A 2,248-nucleotide genomic window follows, 5' to 3' on the forward strand; every position below is an offset into this window, starting at 1 on the left:
ACGATCGAAGCACTTACGTTGATATAGCCATTTGCAAGGCCTGCATCAATGTTAGCAATTCTGATTTCACCTTTGTGTTCACCACTTGTTTGAAGCGTCGCATTACCTATGCTGCTGTTAACATTGATAATATTTGCATTGTTAATAACTTCGTCAGCAGTCAACTTGTTGCCTTCTTCGTCGTAAACATTAATTGGAAGGAACTTCTCGCCGTCACCTGCAGCAAGCGTACCACTGAAGTCACCAAACTCGATTTTCTTAGCAAATTCGGAAGACTTCACTGCAATTTTCGTTGTTGCGGAAGACGCACCAGCATATACAGTAACGTTGAAGTCGCCGCTAGTGCTGGATTTTTCAGTAAGACCAAATACTACTTTATCAAATTTCTTTTCTGTAGCCACTAAAGCTTTTTCATACGGAGTAACGATTACGTTCGGAATGTTCGATACAGAACCAGTATCCTCTTCTGCAATGATGTTACCATATTGATCATATTGGTACAGATTAATTGTTGCAGTTTCACCAACAGAGGAAATCACTTTGTTGGAGTTAGAATAAACTACTTCACCAAGCTCAAGCTTAGTTGCGTATGGTGCAATACCAACTTTAAATGTTTTGTCAGCAGAAACGCGGGAATCGTTGTTAAAGATATTAACTGGAACTACGCTATTTCCTTGAATAAGTCCGTTAGAACCATCATTAACGTTCAACGTAAGAACGAGCGTGCCATCATCATTCTTTTTCAAAGAGTTAGTTACGTTACCAGTAAATACTGTGTAATTACCAGCAGAAATCGATGCATTTTCACCATATTGGTTGCTTGCTTTGATCTTAATGCCAACTTTTTTACCGTAAGCAACCGTGTCAGTTGCGTTAACGAACTCAATTTTGTTTACTTTCTCGTCAGTAGCTTCGAACTCAGCGGATGCTTTCTCAACTGCTGCTGCATCAAGACCAGACACAGTTGCAGTGTATTTACCTTCTGAAACTTTAGTGTCTTTCAGAGTAAGTGTTGCTGTTTTCTTATCTGCAGACCAAGTTGCTTTAGCATCTGTCAAAGTAACAGAAGCAGTTCCTTTTTTCAGTTCAAATGTAGCTTTTTCAGTATCAACTGGTTTATTGAAGCTTACAGTTACTTGCTTAACGCCTGTTGCTTTCGCACCTGTTACAGATACTTTACCAGCTGGTACGTATTGTTGTTTCGCTTCGTATGCGCCGGTCACAAGCAGATCGCGAGTTGCGTTAGTCATACCACCGAATTTACCGTCAGAACCATTAGCAAGAAGTTTAAGTTCAAGTGCAAGTGCTACATAACCTTGTGCCCAACCAGAAACCGTTGTGTCTGTACCTGTTTTACCTTTAGCTGCTGCATCTTGACCAAGAACACGAACCAAGAAAGTAGCCAGTTGTTCTTTCGTTACTTTACCAGCCGGGTTGTATTGACCTTCAGCATAGCCATCAGTAACGCCAGCTGTTTTCAAAGCTTCGATGTAAGGAAGTGCATAACCATTTGCTGCATCGGTCACACTAACGTCAGTGAATGTCGATGTTTTCAAGTCTTTGTTTACTTCCAGACCCATGATCAATGCCGCTACTTTCGCAAATTGTGCACGGTTCATTTCGTCTTTTAGACCGAAAGTTGTTTCTGTCACGCCGTCAAAAATACCAGCAGTGATCATCGCATCGAATTTCACTTTTGTTGCTGCATCCAGGTCTTTCAAGTCTGTGAAGTCAGCAGATGTTTTACCAAATGCGACGGATGAGAACATGGAAAGAGCCATAGCGGATGTAAGAACTACGGATAGTGTTTTCTTCATAAAAGTTTGTTTCCTCCTAATATTATGAAAGTTTTTTGTTATAAAAACATATAACCAACGGGGCGACAGTTGAATCATAACATGACTCTATGTAGCTTCGCGTCTATCACCTTGGCTACAAACTTAGTATACTATCAACGAACACCGAATTCATTGATAAGTATTTTCCAGATGCATAGAAAGCAAAACGACTGCATCCAATAATCGGATGCAGTCGTTAGTGCATTATTATTCAGGCTACTTACTGTGTTACTACATAACGTTACTCATGCTAGGCATCACATTAAATCTTAGGGAGTAGGAATAGTAACAATTGTGCTCACGGTTTTGCCGTTAGGAGAAATTGCTTTAAGCGTAAACTCCTTAACGTTAGCGCCAACATCGAAAGTTCCATTGCTTGAAACAGTTACTGCATTGTCAGTACCTGCGCT

1 protein-coding gene is annotated in these 2,248 nt (G+C 40.4%); it reads right to left on the reverse strand.

Going from position 1 to position 2,248, the window contains the following annotated elements:
- Positions 1–1,817, reverse strand: a 1,817-nt coding sequence (locus tag ASG85_RS30350; RefSeq protein WP_162257296.1) for an S-layer homology domain-containing protein, incomplete at its 3' end; no start/stop codon positions are given.
- Positions 1,818–2,248 lie beyond the last annotated feature (431 nt).

It is taken from the genome of Paenibacillus sp. Soil724D2 (assembly GCF_001427935.1).
In the GTDB taxonomy this organism is placed as follows: domain Bacteria; phylum Bacillota; class Bacilli; order Paenibacillales; family NBRC-103111; genus Paenibacillus_E.